This is a genomic window from Leuconostoc suionicum (assembly GCF_001891125.1).
GTDB classification, from domain to species: Bacteria; Bacillota; Bacilli; order Lactobacillales; family Lactobacillaceae; genus Leuconostoc; species Leuconostoc suionicum.
In genome coordinates this window covers 1351667-1369141 of sequence record NZ_CP015247.1, presented here as the reverse complement: position 1 = coordinate 1369141, position 17475 = coordinate 1351667, and the positions used below count along the sequence as shown (strand labels likewise).

Annotated in this window: 15 protein-coding genes; all 15 read left to right on the top strand. The window is 36.8% G+C overall.

Annotated features, from left to right (window positions below; translation table 11 throughout):
- Positions 1–220 precede the first annotated feature (220 nt).
- Positions 221–1372, top strand: a complete 1152-nt coding sequence (locus A6B45_RS06845) for a glycosyltransferase family 2 protein (RefSeq protein ID WP_072613912.1) — start codon at positions 221–223, stop codon at positions 1370–1372.
- A 56-nt stretch (positions 1373–1428) separates the two neighbouring features.
- The gene (gene rfbA / locus A6B45_RS06840) at positions 1429–2304 is read left to right on the top strand and encodes a glucose-1-phosphate thymidylyltransferase RfbA (RefSeq protein WP_072613911.1); all 876 of its coding nucleotides are present in this window, start codon (positions 1429–1431) and stop codon (positions 2302–2304) included.
- 9 nt (positions 2305–2313) lie between these two features.
- Positions 2314–2907 carry a dTDP-4-dehydrorhamnose 3,5-epimerase family protein gene (locus A6B45_RS06835; protein ID WP_014947523.1) on the top strand — a complete coding sequence of 198 codons (594 nt, stop codon included), beginning with the start codon at positions 2314–2316 and terminating at the stop codon, positions 2905–2907.
- Between the two features lie 13 nt (positions 2908–2920).
- Positions 2921–3958, top strand: coding sequence for a dTDP-glucose 4,6-dehydratase (gene rfbB / locus A6B45_RS06830; RefSeq protein WP_072613910.1), 1038 nt, complete (start codon positions 2921–2923; stop codon positions 3956–3958).
- Between the two features lie 49 nt (positions 3959–4007).
- On the top strand, positions 4008–4850 hold the full coding sequence (gene rfbD, locus A6B45_RS06825) for a dTDP-4-dehydrorhamnose reductase (protein WP_072613909.1): 843 nt from the start codon (positions 4008–4010) through the stop codon (positions 4848–4850).
- Positions 4851–5393: 543 nt separating this feature from the next.
- Positions 5394–6314, top strand: coding sequence for an IS30 family transposase (locus A6B45_RS06820; RefSeq protein ID WP_012268558.1), 921 nt, complete (start codon positions 5394–5396; stop codon positions 6312–6314).
- 3 nt (positions 6315–6317) lie between these two features.
- Entirely contained in the window at positions 6318–7787 is a 1470-nt protein-coding gene (locus tag A6B45_RS06815) for a collagen-binding domain-containing protein (protein ID WP_072613908.1), read from the top strand.
- A 14-nt stretch (positions 7788–7801) separates the two neighbouring features.
- Positions 7802–8002 (top strand): hypothetical protein, encoded by a 201-nt coding sequence (locus A6B45_RS06810; RefSeq protein WP_072613907.1) that lies wholly within the window; start codon positions 7802–7804, stop codon positions 8000–8002.
- A 198-nt stretch (positions 8003–8200) separates the two neighbouring features.
- Positions 8201–8971, top strand: a complete 771-nt coding sequence (locus A6B45_RS06805) for a WxL domain-containing protein (RefSeq protein WP_072613906.1) — start codon at positions 8201–8203, stop codon at positions 8969–8971.
- Between the two features lie 35 nt (positions 8972–9006).
- The gene (locus tag A6B45_RS06800; RefSeq protein WP_072613905.1) at positions 9007–10056 is read left to right on the top strand and encodes a DUF916 and DUF3324 domain-containing protein; all 1050 of its coding nucleotides are present in this window, start codon (positions 9007–9009) and stop codon (positions 10054–10056) included.
- A 126-nt stretch (positions 10057–10182) separates the two neighbouring features.
- Positions 10183–11190, top strand: a complete 1008-nt coding sequence (locus A6B45_RS06795; RefSeq protein ID WP_072613904.1) for a hypothetical protein — start codon at positions 10183–10185, stop codon at positions 11188–11190.
- A 103-nt stretch (positions 11191–11293) separates the two neighbouring features.
- Positions 11294–11803, top strand: coding sequence for a hypothetical protein (locus tag A6B45_RS06790; protein WP_072613903.1), 510 nt, complete (start codon positions 11294–11296; stop codon positions 11801–11803).
- 45 nt (positions 11804–11848) lie between these two features.
- On the top strand, positions 11849–13162 hold the full coding sequence (locus tag A6B45_RS06785; protein ID WP_072613902.1) for a GH25 family lysozyme: 1314 nt from the start codon (positions 11849–11851) through the stop codon (positions 13160–13162).
- A gap of 60 nt (positions 13163–13222) precedes the next feature.
- On the top strand, positions 13223–14254 hold the full coding sequence (locus tag A6B45_RS06780) for an acyltransferase (RefSeq protein ID WP_072613901.1): 1032 nt from the start codon (positions 13223–13225) through the stop codon (positions 14252–14254).
- 138 nt (positions 14255–14392) lie between these two features.
- On the top strand, positions 14393–17410 hold the full coding sequence (locus tag A6B45_RS06775) for a glycoside hydrolase family 68 protein (protein ID WP_072613900.1): 3018 nt from the start codon (positions 14393–14395) through the stop codon (positions 17408–17410).
- Positions 17411–17475 lie beyond the last annotated feature (65 nt).

Sequence of the window (17475 nt, the reverse complement as noted above, 5' to 3'; positions counted from 1 at the left end):
CAAGAACATACAGAAACAATAGTATTATATTTTCAATGATGACACCTTTTTGGGTACAATTGCTGACTATTCTCAAAAGTATTTTCAGAGAATCAAAAATAATATCTTAAAAAATTTAATACAAAGTGTTTACTACTTGAGAATCCAAACTATAATGTATAATTAAAATTAATGATTGGTTATTTGTCTGATTAATCAAGAGAGGAGTGAGAATATAGGAATGGATTTTGACAAATACAAAGTATCAGTTGTTATAGCACACTACAATGCTGGAAATTACATCAGAAAAGCACTCGATTCTCTGGTCAGACAGACAATGAACCAAGATGATTTTGAGATAATTATTGTTGACGATAAGAGTACCAAGCCATTAGATATTATTCAGGAATATGAGAGTCAACTTAAGCATTTGCGAATAGTTGTTGAAGAGCAGAATCATGGGTATCCAAGCATTCCAAGAAATCATGGGATAGCAAAGGCTCGTGGGACATTCATCATGCTTATGGATCAAGATGATAATTTAGCAGACGATACGTTGTTGACATTTTATAACTTTGCTGGTGACGATTCTGATGTAATTATTGGCAAATACGCTGAAGGCAAAATGTACAACGGCACACAGGTTCCCTTTAAGAATGGTAAGAACATTAAAGATGCAAGCATTATAACGGATCATATTCTCAGTACATTGGCACCCCATAAGATGTATCGACGGGCAATGTTAAATCAATATGATGTAAGATTCCCTGACAGTAGTTACATTCCAGTCGAGGAGGATCAGGTTTTCAATATGAAAGCCTACTCTGTTTCAAGAAAGATTTCTATCTTAGCGGATAAAGATTACTATTATTGGAATCAACGAGAAGATTTCGGTAATCTGGGTAAGAGTTCAAGTTATACCTACAATGAACCTTGGAAATATCTCAACATCTTATCAGAAGTATTCAATATTATCGAGGCATCTCCTAAATGGTCTTTGGCACAGCAATCCAAGCTCAAGGCAATGTATATAGGTCGACTATTTAATAGCTCATATACAACTGTGATAGAAATTATTAAGCTTCAAAAAAATGAACAAGAGAAAGAGACGCTAATTGCTGGTTTGAGAAAAATTATCAATGAGCGTATGGATTCACAAAGTATTAGTGAAGTTCGCCAAGCATCACGATGGATGGTTCTGGGAATTAAGTTTGGTATGAACGATGAGGAATTAGCGAGCTTAGAGACAGAATTATTTTCAGGTGAGGAATCATTGGCGCAGGACACACAGTGCATTAATGGCGAGACAGTGAAAAACCTGTCAATCCACGGACGAACATGCGCAATCCCAGTTGACTTTCTGAAGAAAGAAAAGACGCTTGGTTCGAACTAAGTTAATGGACACCATTCTTTGATGTAAAATGCGTTAGCATATATAAGGAGAGAAAAATGAAAGGCATTATCCTAGCCGGAGGTTCCGGCACGAGACTTTATCCAATCACCAAGGCAACAAGTAAGCAGTTGGTGCCGATTTATGACAAGCCAATGATTTATTATCCATTGTCTGTTTTGATGTTGGCTGGTATTAAGGATATTTTGCTAATTTCAACACCCGAATACGTTGGGCGCTTTGAAGAACTATTTGGTAATGGTCATGAAATTGGTTTAAATATCGAATATACGATTCAAGAAGAGCCTCGCGGTTTGGCAGATGCATTCATTGTTGGCGCGGACTTTATCGGTGATGACGCTGTGGCTCTTGTGCTAGGTGACAATATTTTCTATGGCGCAGGGCTATCAGAGAAGTTACAACAAGCCGCTCTGAAAACATCTGGTGCCACAGTGTTTGGTTATCAAGTTAAGGATCCGGAACGTTTTGGTGTGGTTGAATTTGATAAGGAAGGCAAGGCTTTGTCCATTGTTGAGAAACCAGAACAGCCAAAATCCAATTACGCCGTAACTGGTCTTTATTTCTATGACAACGATGTCGTGAAAATCGCTGCTAATGTTAAACCATCAGAGCGTGGTGAAATTGAAATTTCTGATATTAACCAATCTTATTTAGACCGTGGCGATTTGGATGTTCAAGTCATGGGCCGTGGGTATGCTTGGCTTGACACTGGAACACACGATTCACTCCTCGAAGCTTCTTCCTTCATTGCAACGATTCAAAAACAACAAAACTTAAAAGTTGCTTCGTTAGAAGAAATTGCTTACCGTATGGGGTATATTGATATTGCACAATTAGAAAAGTTGGCACAACCATTGAAAAAGAATGATTACGGTCAATACTTGCTCAGAATTGTTGATGAAGAAGGGGAATAAGGCGTTTACATGACTGAAGAATTTTTTGAGAAAAAATTGGCAGCACAGCCAATTGCAGCTATTCCGGGGATGATTGCTTTCGATATTCCTGTTCACGGTGATAATCGTGGTTGGTTTAAGGAAAACTTCCAAAAAGAAAAGATGTTACCGCTTGGTTTTCCAGAGTCTTTCTTTAAAGAGGACAAGTTGCAAAATAACGTGTCCTTATCACGAAAGGGTGTGTTACGTGGCCTGCATGCTGAACCATGGGATAAGTACATTTCTGTGGCTGATAATGGTCGTGTGTTGGGATCTTGGGTTGACCTACGCGAAGGTGATTCGTTTGGACATGTCTACCAAACGGTTATTGATGCCAGTAAGGGCATTTATGTACCACGCGGTGTGGCTAATGGGTTCCAAGTATTGAGTGAAACGGTATCATACTCATACTTAGTCAATGACTACTGGGCACTTGATTTAAAGCCAAAGTACGCCTTTGTGAATTACGCAGATCCTGCTTTGGGCATTGAATGGCATGATGTCGAAAATGCCGAAGTAAGTGAAGCAGACAAAAATCATCCTTTGCTAAAAGATGTTGTACCACTAACAAAAGAGCAATTGTAATAGGAGAACATTCATGACTGAATATAAGAATATTTTAGTAACGGGTGGTGCCGGCTTCATCGGGGCGAACTTTGTCCGTTACATTGTCGAAGAACATCCTGATGTTTTTGTGACAGTTTTAGATAAATTAACTTATGCTGGTAACAAGGAAAACTTAGCAGGTTTGCCTGAAGACCGCGTGAAATTAGTGGTTGGCGACATTGCTGATGCGCCATTGGTTGATCAATTGGTATCTGAAACCGATGCCGTGATCCACTATGCTGCTGAGAGTCATAACGATAATTCATTAAAAGACCCATCCCCGTTTGTACAGACAAACATTATTGGTACATATACCTTAATTGAAGCAGCACGCAAGTATAATAAGCGTTTCCATCATGTATCAACTGACGAAGTTTATGGCGACTTGCCATTGCGTGAAGATTTGCCAGGGCATGGTGAAGGTGCCGGTGAAAAGTTCACACCAGAATCACAATACCGTCCTTCAAGTCCTTATTCATCAACAAAGGCTAGTTCTGATTTGTTAGTTCGTGCTTGGGTACGTTCGTTTGGCTTGCAAGCTACTATCTCAAACACATCAAACAACTATGGTCCATACCAACACATTGAAAAATTCATCCCACGCCAGGTGACGAATATTATCAGCGGAATTAAGCCAAAGTTGTATGGAAACGGTAAAAACGTCCGTGATTGGATTCATACATATGACCATGCGACTGCAGTTTGGGCAATTTTGACTAAGGGAAAAATTGGCGAAACGTATTTGGTTGGTGCTGATGGTGAAAAAGATAACATCACAGTATTGCGCGCTATTTTGAAAGATATGGGTAAAGCTGAAGATGCCTTCGACTTTGTCCAAGATCGTTCAGGACACGATTTGCGTTATGCAATTGATGCCACAAAAATTCGCGAAGAGTTGGGTTGGACACCGAAGTACACTGATTTTGAAACTGGCTTAGCCGACACTATCCAGTGGTACAAAGACAACCAATCTTGGTGGCAATCTGAAAAAGATGAAGTTGAAGCCAAGTACGCACAGAATAATCAATAAAATTAAAACTCACGCCATGTGAGTTTTTTGTCTATGAGGGAGAATTGGAATGAAATTTTTAATTACAGGTGCTAATGGTCAACTAGGGCAAGAATTACAAAAGTTATTGCGCGAGCGTGGACTAGATTTTGTCGCTTTTGATTCAAAACAGCTTGATATTACGAACAGCGCGGCTGTGTTATCAGCGTTTGAACAAGAGCAATCGGATGTTGTTTTGCATGCGGCGGCTTATACAAAAGTTGATCTAGCCGAGGATGACGGGCGCGAGTTAAACTGGCAGGTTAACGTTGATGGGACTAAAAACGTTGCTGATGCTGCTAAGTTATACGAGGCGAAGCTGGTTGCCGTTTCAACAGACTATGTTTTTGATGGCACAAACGAAGGTGAATACCTCGAATCAGATGCGGTCAACCCTCAAAACGCTTACGGACGAGCTAAACTAGCCGGTGAATTAGCTGTTACTGAAAGTGGCGCAGATGCCTATATTGTTCGCACAAGTTGGGTGTTTGGTGAGTTTGGCAATAACTTCGTATACACCATGCAACGCTTGGCTGCCACGCACCCCAAGTTGACAGTTGTGAACGATCAACTGGGACGGCCAACTTGGACACGTACTTTGGCTGAGTTTATGCTTCATTTGGTAGATACCAAGGCCGCCTATGGTATTTATCATTTGTCTAATGACGGTATTGCCACGTGGTTTGACTTTGCTCGGGAAATTTTGAAAGATACAGACGTTGAAGTTGCCCCAGTAACTAGCGCAGAATTTCCACAAAAAGCATACCGACCAAAGCATTCTGTTATGAGTTTGGATAAGGCTAAGGCGACGGGATTTGAGATTTTGAGTTGGCGCGAGGCGTTGCAATCATTTTTGAATAGCATAGTGTCTTAATGAAGCAAAAGATGTTTAGAAAAAACCTTTTCTGATGTGAAGATTAGGTTTTTTTTATTTGAATTATGCGTTAAACTATTTGTGAAATAAATATCATTTAACATCTATTTGCTAATAAGTCAAGTGAAATGACTTGGATATCATTACATTAGAATAATTGTATGTTCTAATTTGATTATTAGATATTCTGTACAATCTGTGCAATTAATGGTAAATATACTAATTAAATAATGGTGAGGTGGGAAAGTGGTTTTGTACACTTTCATCCCCTTGATTGTGAAAGCCAGTACATGTAAAAAAAGAAACATTTTTGTTATATTCATTTTAAATTGTAACTGATATAATGATAATCGTTTGATTTTGTCAGAAAGGAGGAAAATATGTTAAAAAAAAGACTGCTATTTATAGCTGGAATATTAATTTTGGCCACCATTAGTTTATGTAACAGGCAGATTGTAAAATTAAACCGAACACCTTGCATAAAAAAACTGCAGAGACTTTAATGGTAATTGACTAAAATCAACCATAAAGGATCTGCAGCTTATGTCTTCTAGTTTATCAGCTCACGAACGTTCTGTCATTGAAACAATGATCAAACTTAATCATTCAACTCGAGAAATAGCCCGTTTCTTAAAGCGTTCTCCTGCAACTATTACCTACGAGTTAAATCGAATTAAACCATACAATGCACAACAGGCTCATCATTTAGCCCAGTGTAATCGGCACAAACACGGTCGCCATCCGACCCTAACACCTGAAATATCAGCTTTTTTGAACCATCACATTGGTATCTTGAAGTGGTCACCAGAAACGGCTGCTCATGTATTGGGCATTGCTTTCAAGACCATCTACAACTGGATTCATCATGGTTTGCTTAAAATTAAGTTATCAGATTTACCTGATAAAGGTATTCGACGTAAACGTCAATCTGACGGCCGTAGACGTGTTTTTGCTCATGGCCGTTCAATTGAAAAACGACCAAAAGCTGTCCAATTAAGACAAGAATTTGGTCATTTTGAAGTTGATACGATGCAATCTGGTAAAACACGTGGCGATGTTTTAGTGACCATCACAGAACGATTGAGTCGACAACATATCATGAGACATGTCAGTGGGCGCAATAGTCAGGCAGTGACACCAGCTATTATTAGGTTTTTCAAGGGTATAAAAAATGCTAAATCAATTACAGTTGATCACGGTCGAGAGTTTGCAAAATATGATGAAATAGAAGAACAGCTAGGCATACCGATGTATTTTGCACACCCATATTCACCAGAAGAACGTGGTAGTAATGAAGTGCTAAATCGATATGTCCGTCGTTTTATCCCAAAAGAACGCAAAATTGAAACCATCAGTCAGAAAGAATTAGATCAAATTAATCATTGGATTAATGCCAGGCCAATGAAAACGCTCAACTGGCAATCACCACGAAAAGTCTTTCAGAAACATGCGGTGTTCGGATGATTCTTGCAATCTGCCAACAATAATTATCCATCCCGACAAATATCGTTATCAAATACATATCAACTCAAACACACTTCAAATACATATCAATTACGAAAACTAGCTGATGAAACAAGCGATACAATTTTACCAGCAGCAGGAAGCTGGAAAAGTGATTTTCCAAGCGTTAATGATAGCAACGTTTTGGGGATTGCTGGACAGTTTAATTATTTTGCGAAAAATATTGACTCAATTTCTAATAACCTTAATGGTAATGTTGCAACACAAAATTTAAAAACAAGTGGGGGCAGTCAAACTGGCAATAGTGGGATATCTTATCTTCAGAAAAACATTGAATCAAGTGATAATGCTGCAGCTTTTAAGAGCGACACATTAATTCTTGGTTCATCTCTTGTTTATAAAGATAAGATAATTAATGACAGTAGGCCGAGTTTAAATGGTTATAAGTTAAACCAAAAACCCAACAAATTGAGACAAGATACTCAAGGTAATGAGTATTTAAATTTTGATTCTGAATTTGCGCGTTTAGAAAATAATTCCAAGGCAATTGCTAATAACTCGACAACAGTTTCCACGGGTGGAAACAACAATCTTAAAATTGATGCAAGTAATGTTAAAGTACAACAGGGTGTCAAGTATGTGACTATTAAGGCAACTGATTTTGGTAGTTGGGGCAGTTTAACTATCGATGGTGTTGCAAATAATGAAAGGATAGTTATTACCATTGATACGAGTGGCGTAACTAACTTTTCTACTGGTTGGCTTAACTTAAATAATGGGGAAAATAAAAATATATTATTTAATTTTTACGATGTTGCACAGAACTCAAATTACACGGGGAACATAGAGTGGAAACCTTCGTCTAGTAATGCGATTAATGCAATATTAGCACCAAAAGCTACGTTTACTTTAGTTTCTTCCAATTTTCAAGGTAATATTGTAGCTAGCAAAATAATTAATCGAACAAATACAAACACAGTGGCTTCTTATGGCGACGTGCCAGTACCATCCGAAACATCAATTACTCCGACGTCAAAAATAATATCTGTTCCAGATGTTGACTTTGGTTCTCACAAGTTAGGCAGTGAAACCAGTTTAGTGGGTGACTGGACAGGAAACTTTCAAGTGAGTGGTAAAAAGAACACACAAATAAAGATTAATGTCGCTTTGACTCAACAACTCACGTCTCAAAATGGTTCAGTTGCCGATGGAATCCATTGGCAATTAGTTAAAAATGACTACAGTTCAGGTAGTTTGATAACGACTTCACAGGATTTTACAAATATATCAGCAAGGATTAACTACTGGATATGGAAAGATGATGGTACTGGCAATTTATTATCTGACTGGAAATATAACAATGAAAAAAAGCAATATGGCTCTTACAATATGCAAATTTCTAATTTAGATACAGTGACAGAGGCTGGCGATTATACTGCAACACTGAACTGGACTTTGGTTGATGGTCCATGATATGGGAGGTATATATGAAACCAAAAAAGTTTTTACAGTGTGTCTTATCTGGCTTCGCAATTGCTGGTTCAATGACCATTTGCTCATTGAACGTATTGGGATCTGAAATTGAATCAAACGCGCAAGTAAGTTTTCAAATGCCAGACTATATACCTGTTAAGCAACAACCAACAGATCAAATAGACTTAAGTCAGGCTACCAGGCTACCTTGGTAAATGCACCAGTGTCTAATGGTGAATATGATCGTCAATTTGGTTATGTTTCTACTCGAAAGGGGGTGATACCAGTTATTACACGACTACCAAGTGTAGGTGTAACACATATACAATCGTTGTCATACATATTATGCAGTGCTCTCATCATTATAATGGTGACTATTTCAGAGAAAATGAGAAAAGAAAAAGGGAAGAATTATGATTAACAAGAAAATTTTAGGTTTAGCAGGATTGACAAGTTTTGGATTAGCAACAGCGCCACTTGCTGTAGTATATGCGGATGATTCATCAGCTGCTACACTTAACTCAAACGCACAAGTATCTTTTATAAAAGATGAAACTACAAAGTCAGTATTGAATCCTTCAAATCCAGTAAATACAGATGGTAGCCAAAATTCTGTTACACCAATCGACAATGTGACCAAGAAGGAACCAAACTCAGGCACATCAGGATTATTAACAATTGATTTTGCGTCATCATTTGACTTTGGTACGAATATTATTTCATCGGCTAAGCAAACATATTATGCAAGTGCCCAATCATATTCTAATAAGGGAACAATGACGACCGGCCCAAATTTTGCGCAAGTTACTGATAATCGTGCGGGGAATGAACATACAGGCTGGAAGCTACAAGTAAAGCAAGATGACGATTTTACAGCCGTTAATGATGCAAACTCGAAGTTAACGGGTGCTACTATCAGTATCAGTAATGGGAAAGTAGTTAACGGTAATGGTTCAGACAAAACAATTAATCCAGCAGATACTAATAGTGTTGCAATAGGTAAAGAAAACACCACAGTCATGAGTGCTAATTCTGGAGAAGGAATTGGTACTTGGATCTATTCTATGGGAAGCCAAGACAATGCTGATAAAAGTGTCTCATTGACAGTTCCGGCATCTTCAAAAATCAATGAAGATGCTTATAAAACAACTCTTACATGGACATTATCTGATACACCTTCATGATGTAATAGGAAGAATAATTCAAGAGGACATTAATTATGATAGTTAAAAAAGTTTGCGGATTTTCACTAGCGTTATTCATAGCAATGTTTTCTTTTTTTGTATGTAATAATAAATCAACTGCTGCCGAAATGAATTTTTCAGTGAAAACTGTGATGCCAGATAATCAAATTGATAAATCAAAGACGTACTTCAATTTAAAAATGAATTCGGGTCAACAGCAAGATATTACTGTTACTCTAAAAAATGATACAAAAAAGGATATTACTGTTGAAGTTGGAGTTAACACTGCTAAGACAAATTCAAACGGTGTTGTCGAATATGGTAAATCCAGTATAAAAAATGACAGCTCTTTGAAATATAATATTTCAGATATTGTCAAAGGACCTTCAAGTATTGTAATACCTGCCAGTTCGTTTAAAAATGTTGTTTTCCATGTTACTATGCCTAAAGAATCATTTGATGGTATATTACTCGGTGGTTTGACATTTCAACAAAAATCAAGCGAAGTAAATCAAGATAAGGCAAAAAAGGGCACAACGGTTCAAAACGAATATTCATATGCGGTGGCTATCTTATTAAAGGAATCCGATAAAGTGGTTAATCCTAATATTAATTTACTTCAAGTCAAACCTGGACAAATTAACTATCGCAATGTGGTTAACGCCGAACTTCAAAATGACCAATCGGTCTTGATGTCTAAAGTATCAGTTGATGCCAAGATTTATTCAAAAAATGGTAAGAAACCAGTATACACATCGATTAAAAGTGATATGCAAATTGCGCCTAATAGTCATTTGATGTATCCTGTTTCATTAAATGGTACGTCAATGAAAGCTGGCGATTATACGCTGAAAATGAAAGTTACAGCTACAGCTAATAAGCAAGTCAAAAAGTGGACATTCACAAAGGACTTCACCATTAAATCAAAACAAGCACGAGATTTAAACAAATCAGATGTTGATGTAAAAGCAAATACTAATAATAGTAGTTGGTTGTACATTTTAATTGGTGCTATTTTATTAATCGTAATCATTATTTTGGTTGTTGTGATTATTTTACAACGTAAGAAAAATTCTAGTCAGTAACACATCAAGCAGAAACGTCACTCGTTTCTGCTTTTTTTTTTAAACTTTTAATTAGAATATTTTATTGGTACTATATAAAAAAGAACACGCCACAATTCGGCGACATTTAAAGAAATAGTGAGCGCAATGTTGAAACCAGCTAATTTAAGAAAAATTGCTTCAAATATAGAGTCTGAAAGCATCAAACACTATCTAAAAGATTTAGGTGTGCTATCAATTCGTGAAAGAGAACTGCAAGGAATTGAGCGATTAGTGCGCCATTTTATGGATGAGGAGGTATCCTTAAAGTTTTTTTATATTGGTTACAGTATGCCCAAAATCAGTAAAGAATTCGATTTATTAGCCTTTGATCAGATGCATCGTGTAGTTAATATTGAGCTCAAGAGTCAAGCAAATTACGATGAAGAAAAGGTCAGAAAACAGTTAATCAACAATAAATACTACTTGTCACAAGTTGCTAAAGAAATTAAACTTTTTACGTATAACTCAGATTCAGACATTATCTATACATTAACTGAACAAGATGAACTAGAAACAACAGATATTTCATCGACGCATTTATTTTTCGCATCAGAATTTTATCAGTTCTTGTCAACCTTTGGTAGCATAGATGTGGGAAATTTAGATAGCCTATTTAAGGTCAGTTTATATTTAATTTCGCCGTTTCGAGAAACACAAGACTTTTTAGAAGGGGACTATCTTCTTACCCAGCAACAACAAGTACTTCAAAACAATATTTTAAAAATGAGTGAGTCAGGCTTCTACGCTGTTAATGTACCATCTGGGAATGGGAAAGTACTGATGTTATACGATACAGTCAAGAAACTGAGCAAAAACAGTACCGTCTTAATTGTTCATGTTGGGAAATTAAATGCCACTCAATTTAGCTTGAGACGAAATTATGGTTGGAAAATAATCCCAATTCGCCAGTTTATGAAAAAAATAAAATCAAAGAAGTTACGAAATTTTGATTACATTTTTATTGATGAAGCGCAAAATTTATCTATTAAAAATATTAATACCTTGATTAATTATTTTGAAATGCGACCCACCATGTTATTTTTAATTGGCGTTACAAATTCAAAGGCCAAAAAATTTATTGATGGTAACTACAGTTTTTTGACAATTGGGTAACAGCTGCCGTCAATCTATTGTAAATTAACAGGTATTATGTCAAAATGAGTACTTAAGGTTAGAACATTGCTAATTGTTTTTTACTTATGGGAGAGAAGTATTAATGAAAAAAATATTTGGTATCATTGCTGCCGTCATTGTTGTTATTGTGGGGATAATAGCCTTAGGGCATCAAAATAATGATTCTTCGAAAACATCAAAATCGTCAACGACAGTTAAAGTATCGAAAAGTTCATCGAAGATTTCAAAAAGTAGTTCGGTTGAAAAATCATCTTCATCAAGTTCTTCATCTGTTAGTTCTTCCTCTGAACAAACGACATCCTCTAGTCCATCAGAAAGCTCGTCATCTTCAGAGTCGTCATCTTCAGATAGTTCATCATCTTCTAGCTCCGTAAGTTCGAATACAACGGATAGCCCAACCTATGATCCAAACAAAACCGTTCAAGGTGTTGAAGTCACATCAGAAATGATTGCTGAAACACGTAAAAAACTTATTGCGGCGGGATTACCAGCGGATCAGTGGGCACCAAGCGATATCAAGAAAATTATCACTGAAGCTTCTCAACAAAACATGTCAGTTGTTGATTACGCAAAGGCTAATTTTCATAATTAAAATAATTACTGACACCGGTCAGTGTACATATGTGGGAGTGTGTAAATGAATAAAATAACTTTTTGGTCGAGCATTGCAGTGGCGGGTATTGCTGCTTCATTAATTGCTGTTAATCAGGTTCATGCTGACGATGGCGTTCCTGCTATCACAGCGGGAACTTCTGGTCTACCTAGAATGGACGTGGTGGATGTATCATCTAACAATGGTACTATCTCAGTTGCTGATTATAAGACGATGCAAAGCTATGGCGTTAAAGCTGTAATTGTTAAACTTTCAGAAGCTGATTCATACAAGAATCCATATGCTAAATCGCAGATTACTAATGCTAAAGAGGCTGGCCTACAAGTTGGCGCATATCATTATTCATGGTATGCATCGAAAGCTGATGCACAAGCTGAAGCAAAGTATTTCACTAATTATGCAGCCTCACTAGAACTACCAAAAGATACGTTGATGGTCGATGATTTGGAAGAATCATACACAAAAAACAGCAGTGTGACAGCAAATGCAACGGCCTTTAACGCGCAAGTTAAAGCTGCTGGGTATACAAATACTTCTACCTATACATACGTTTCTTATGTTAATGAAACAAACCTAAACTTTTCATATATCGGCAATAGTCGTGTATGGATGGCGCAATATCCATACCAGCCAAGCGCCAGTTCTTTATGGAATCAATCCTACGGCATGTGGCAATGGAATAGCAATACTAGTTTTCCTGGTATAAAGGGAACGTTTGATGTTTCGATTGATTATCAAAATTTAATTTCGATTAATGCCAATGGTTACAATAACGGCATTTTCTATCAAAATGGGAAGCCAGCTAGCGGATATATTTATTCGCCATCACAATCAACGGCCAATGGTGGGTATAACTGGTTTGAAAATGGCGAACCATACACTGGATTCCGCTATTACATGGGCACTTATTACTGGTTTGTCAATGGTGTACGTCAGAATGCTGGTTGGCGCGAAGCTTGGGGTATGAAATATTACACTGATGCTAATGGTCGTGCCTTACAGGGTATTCAAATTATTGATGGGCAAGCCTATGACTTTGGTACAAATGGCACCTATAATTTGAAGGGGATGGCTAGTGGCTACTTGTACTCACCATCTTATTCAACAGCCAATGGTGGCTATAACTGGTTTGAAAATGGGAAACCATACACTGGATTCCGCTATTATATGGGCACTTACTATTGGTTTGTGAACGGCGTTCGTCAAAATGAGGGTTGGCGATATGCATGGGGTTACACATACTGGACAGATAGCACAGGTCGTGCTGTTCAGGGACATCAAAAAATAGATGGTAAAGACTATTACTTTGGTGATAATGGCACATATTACATGCGCTAATTCATGAGGGCGAAAGCCTTTTTTATTGCAAAAAATTAAAAAAATATTGAGAGTAAAAATATGAAGCGTTATTATTACATGGATGTTCTGACAATACTTGCTACTATAGCAGTTGTTTTTCTTCATACTTCCGAATATGCATTTTCAAACCATACTAGTGACCCGCATTGGATTATAGCGGTTGTACTTCAAGTTACCTTTATTTGGGCAGTACCAATCTTTTTCATGATGTCTGGTGCCCATTTGCTAGATTATCGTGAAAGATATAATACGTCAGTTTTTTTCAAAAAAAGGATGGCAAAGGTTTTTGTACCGTTTATTTTTTGGTCATTGGTTTGGTATATCATAAACCCGTTTATATTTCATAAACCAACTGATTATCATATTGGTCAATTTGTTGATGCGGTCATGCATGATACAATTCAACCTATATTTTGGTTCTTTTACTTTATTATCGGCTTTTATATTAGTGCACCATTATTATCTAAAATTACGAATAAAAACGATAAAACACTATCTTTGTACTTATTAGCAGTGAATATGGTTTTTGTTAATCTCTTGAGTTACTACTATGAAATTCGTTCACAAACGGACAATTCATTTTTACATGGCGTACAAATAGGTGCTGCAGGGGGCGTTGGCTTCTTCGTGGCCGGTTGGTATCTAAAAAATACTGTTTTACATAAATGGCAAAAAAATATTCTATACGTTGCTGCTTTAGCCTCTGTTGTCATTATGATTACGTTGACAATTTATCTTTCCATCAAGAGAGGAAAATTTGTGCGTGAAGTATATGATATCTGGGGACTGTTTGGATTTGTGTTTTCTATTGGTGTGTTTGAATTTGTTAAAAATCATTTAGAGACATATCGACCAAGCCTTAAAGTCCAGTTTGTTTTGCAAAAAGTAGCAAGCACATCTCTTGGCGTGTATGTTATTCATGAATTCTTCATTTATTTTGCTGAAAGAAAATTACATATTGTCGATAGTTCATTAAAACATATGTTGATTTTGCCGGTCATTGTGTGGTTACTATCAACAGCTCTTGTACTAATTATTCATAAAATTCCATTACTAAATAAAATTGTATAGTTTGAATATTAAAAGACGAGCGTTTCGTCTTTTTTTGTTTCTGATATGCGTTTAACAAACGAATGTAATACTAATGAAATGATAAACGTTTATACTTAACAAAGATATATTATAAGTAATATAAAGTGGAGAATTCATATGGGAAAAAAGTTATACAAGGCTGGAAAATTATGGGTAGCCGGAGCTACGGTTGCAGTTGCAGTTGTGGTGGCACCGAATATTGTTAATGCAGATACTACGAATAGCACAGATACTGTTAATGCGATCACAACGACAACGTCAAGCACAACCGATACGAACAATTCCTCTACGGAATCAGACACGAGTAATACCGATACGGTTACTGCTACATCTAAAATTACAACCAACAGTGATAACGATTCTAAATCAGTAACGACATCAAATAGCGATTCTGAAGTTAATAGTAACAGCAATACTCAAAAGGATGAAGCAATAAAAGCTGAAACCACTAATAATCAAGATACAAAATCAACTACGGCAGTAGCTGAAAAAACTGAAGATAGCACACAAGCAGATGTTACAAATAGCACGTCTAGTCAGGAACAATCAACCTCTTCTGTAGAAAAACTAGATGATAGTGTTTCAAAAAATTTGAATTCAAAAACAACTGTTGTTACTAAAAATGCTGATGGCACATCAACGACTAATATAACCTATGCTAATTTAAAGGATGTTGCTGATAACATCGCTAATTTGAATTCAGATACATCTGTACCGTATTTCAATGCTGATGCGATTAAAAATTTGCCAGCGATGACAACGGCAGATGCACAGACTGGGCAAATTCAAGATTTGGATGTTTGGGATTCTTGGGCATTACAGGATGCAAAAACTGGTGCCGTGGCAAATTATCATGGCTACAACATTGTGTTTGCTTTAGCGGGTTACCCCAAAGAAGATAATGACCAACATATTTATATGCTCTATACTAACTACGGTGATACAGCGTTAAATAATTGGAAAAACGCTGGACCAGTTTTTGGATTCAATGCAAAATGGAATGAGCAACAGTGGTCTGGATCTGCAACGGTCAATGATGATGACAGTATTCAATTATTCTATACAAAAACAGATCAACCTAATACAATACAACGTTTATCGACAGCCAACTTATCAATGACATATACAGATACTGAAGTATACGTTGCCAAAGTAAATGATGATCACGTACTTTTTGCTGGCGATGGAGAATATTACCAAACATTACAACAGTGGTTAGATGCAGGATACTATACAACTGGTGATAATTTTACAATGCGTGATCCACACGTAATTGAAGTTGATGGGGAGCGCTATTTAGCTTTTGAGGCTAATACAGGCACTCAAAATTATCAAAGTGACACTGCAGTTGAAAATATGGACTATTACGGTGGTACAGATGAATTTAATGCACAGGCAAAGACTGACACGTTAAATAATCCAGATAAACTGAAATTATCAAAAAAGGCTAACGGTGCGATTGGTCTTGTTAGATTGACTAAAGATCAAAATAATCCCTCAGTTGCTCAAGTTTACTCACCACTTCTAGCAGCCAACGGTATTACTGATGAAATCGAACGCGCTAATATTGTGCCATTAAACGGAAAGTACTATCTATTTACAGATACGCGTTTGAGTAAAAGCGTCGTACCAACGGCTGATTTTAATATTAATGTTGGTATGATGGGTTATGTATCAGATAGTTTATTTGGACCTTATACACCATTAAATGGTAGTGGTAGTGTGATTACTGGGACGCAATTATTTACTTCTAGAACTGATACGTATTCATATTATGCAGTACCCGTTGAGGGACACAGTGATTTATTATTGGTTACTTCATATATGAGTAATCGTAATGAAAAAGCGGGGACAGGAATGAATTCAACGTTTGCACCATCATTTTTGATTCAAATAAGTGCTGATGGAATGAGCACTAAAGTATTAGATACTGTTTTAGCTCAAGGAACGTGGACTTATGATGGTAAAAGTGGTAGCGTTGAGGAACTTGTAGGAAATAAAGCAACATCAGAATTAACTGATATGAAAATTGGTTGGGTTGATGATAAGTTTTATGTTGATAATGAATTAGCCAATGGCTATGTCTACGACTACACGAATACAAGTTATTATTTGTTTAAAAATGGTGTTCGCCTAAGTGGTGTACAGTCTTATGCAAATTCTTACTATTATTTTGATCCAGTAACTTTCAAAAGAGTCGATAACGAAATCCATCAAGATAATGCTGGAAAAAAGTATTATTTCGGTAACGATGGTCGTGTTAAGCAAGGTCAATTTGCAGTCAATGGTGTCGCTTATAACTTTGGTAACGATAAAACCTATTATGAACGAGGCTATGCATCAGGGTACTTACAAGATGTGACGGATAATAATCAATGGTATTGGTTCGAAAATGGTCAAAAGTATACAGGTTTCCGTTACTACATGGGCACATACTACTTCTTTGAAACAGGTACTCGCCAAGAAAGTAAGTGGGAAACAGCCTGGGGTATGAAGTACTATGTTGGTACTGATGGTCGTGCAGTACAAGGCATACAAATCATCGATGGACAAGCCTATGACTTTGGTACGAATGGTACATTTAACTTAAAGGGTACAGCAAGTGGCTACTTGTATTCACCATCATTGTCAACAGCGAACGGTGGTTATAACTGGTTTGAGAATGGTAAGCCATATACAGGTTTCCGTTATTACATGGGTACTTATTACTGGTTTGTAAACGGTGTTCGTCAAAATGCAGGATGGCGCGAAGCATGGGGCATGAAGTATTATACGGATGCTAGTGGTCGTGCATTGCAAGGTATTCAAATCATTGATGGACAAGCCTATGACTTTGGAACAAATGGTACGTATAATTTGAAGAGTGCAGCCAGTGGCTATTTGTATTCACCAAGCTATTCAAAGGCTAATGGTGGTTATAATTGGTTTGAAGATGGCAAGCCATATACAGGTTTCCGTTATTACATGGGTACTTATTATTGGTTTGTGAATGGTGTTCGTCAAAATGCAGGATGGCGCGAAGCATGGGGTAAGAAGTATTATACAGATGCCAATGGCCGAGCATTGCAAGGTATTCAAAAAATAGATGGTCAGCAATATAATTTTGGTAATGATGGCACATATTACTTACGTTAAATTAAGAGGCGAAAGCCTTTTTTATTTTGTTTTGAGGCATGATCATTCTAACTTAGAAAGTACTG

Bases quoted from the DNA above. Each gene is read 5' to 3' on its own strand.
- A6B45_RS06820 (WP_012268558.1), top strand. From the start codon at position 5,394: ATGTCTTCTAGTTTATCAGCTCACGAACGTTCTGTCATTGAAACAATG.
- A6B45_RS06795 (WP_072613904.1), top strand. From the start codon at position 10,183: ATGTTGAAACCAGCTAATTTAAGAAAAATTGCTTCAAATATAGAGTCT.
- A6B45_RS06810 (WP_072613907.1), top strand. From the start codon at position 7,802: ATGAAACCAAAAAAGTTTTTACAGTGTGTCTTATCTGGCTTCGCAATT.
- A6B45_RS06780 (WP_072613901.1), top strand. From the start codon at position 13,223: ATGAAGCGTTATTATTACATGGATGTTCTGACAATACTTGCTACTATA.
- rfbA (WP_072613911.1), top strand. From the start codon at position 1,429: ATGAAAGGCATTATCCTAGCCGGAGGTTCCGGCACGAGACTTTATCCA.
- A6B45_RS06805 (WP_072613906.1), top strand. From the start codon at position 8,201: ATGATTAACAAGAAAATTTTAGGTTTAGCAGGATTGACAAGTTTTGGA.
- A6B45_RS06785 (WP_072613902.1), top strand. From the start codon at position 11,849: ATGAATAAAATAACTTTTTGGTCGAGCATTGCAGTGGCGGGTATTGCT.
- A6B45_RS06835 (WP_014947523.1), top strand. From the start codon at position 2,314: ATGACTGAAGAATTTTTTGAGAAAAAATTGGCAGCACAGCCAATTGCA.
- rfbB (WP_072613910.1), top strand. From the start codon at position 2,921: ATGACTGAATATAAGAATATTTTAGTAACGGGTGGTGCCGGCTTCATC.
- A6B45_RS06845 (WP_072613912.1), top strand. From the start codon at position 221: ATGGATTTTGACAAATACAAAGTATCAGTTGTTATAGCACACTACAAT.
- A6B45_RS06790 (WP_072613903.1), top strand. From the start codon at position 11,294: ATGAAAAAAATATTTGGTATCATTGCTGCCGTCATTGTTGTTATTGTG.
- rfbD (WP_072613909.1), top strand. From the start codon at position 4,008: ATGAAATTTTTAATTACAGGTGCTAATGGTCAACTAGGGCAAGAATTA.
- A6B45_RS06775 (WP_072613900.1), top strand. From the start codon at position 14,393: ATGGGAAAAAAGTTATACAAGGCTGGAAAATTATGGGTAGCCGGAGCT.
- A6B45_RS06800 (WP_072613905.1), top strand. From the start codon at position 9,007: ATGATAGTTAAAAAAGTTTGCGGATTTTCACTAGCGTTATTCATAGCA.